This window comes from Sphingomonas sp. 66-10 (assembly GCF_001897045.1).
In the GTDB taxonomy this organism is placed as follows: Bacteria; Pseudomonadota; Alphaproteobacteria; order Sphingomonadales; family Sphingomonadaceae; genus Sphingomonas; species Sphingomonas lycopersici.
In genome coordinates, this window is the sequence record NZ_MKRR01000039.1 from 1 (window position 1) to 459 (window position 459).

The window sequence follows — 459 nt, forward strand, 5'->3', positions numbered from 1 at the left end:
TTATTCGCGTGATCGTAGGGTCAGGACTCACTGATTAGAGCCAGAAGATGACGGTTGCGGCGAGAGCGATCGCGGAGAAGAAGGCGGTAGGACATCGATCGTAGCGGGAGGCGACGCGACGCCAGTCTTTGAGGCGACCGAACATGATCTCGATGCGGTTTCGACGCCGGTAGCGACGCTTGTCGTATCTGATTTGCTGGTTTCGCGATTTCCGGCCCGGGATGCAGGGTTTAATGCCTTTGGCTTGCAGGGCATCGCGGAACCAGTCAGCATCATAACCGCGATCAGCGAGCAGCCATTGCGCCTTGGGTAGATCGTCCAGCAGCGCCGCTGCACCGATGTAATCGCTGATCTGCCCCGCGGTCATGAAGAAGCTCAAGGGACGACCATTGGCGTCGGTGACGGCATGGAGTTTGGTGTTCATGCCGCCTTTGGTCCGGCCGATCAGGCGGCCGAGAT

At 59.0% G+C, this 459-nt stretch carries 1 protein-coding gene; it reads right to left on the bottom strand.

Annotated elements, in window-relative coordinates; all coding sequences use genetic code 11:
* Positions 1 to 34 precede the first annotated feature (34 nt).
* Positions 35 to 459, bottom strand: a 425-nt coding sequence (locus BGN95_RS04720; RefSeq protein WP_502688251.1) for an IS5 family transposase, incomplete at its 5' end; no start/stop codon positions are given.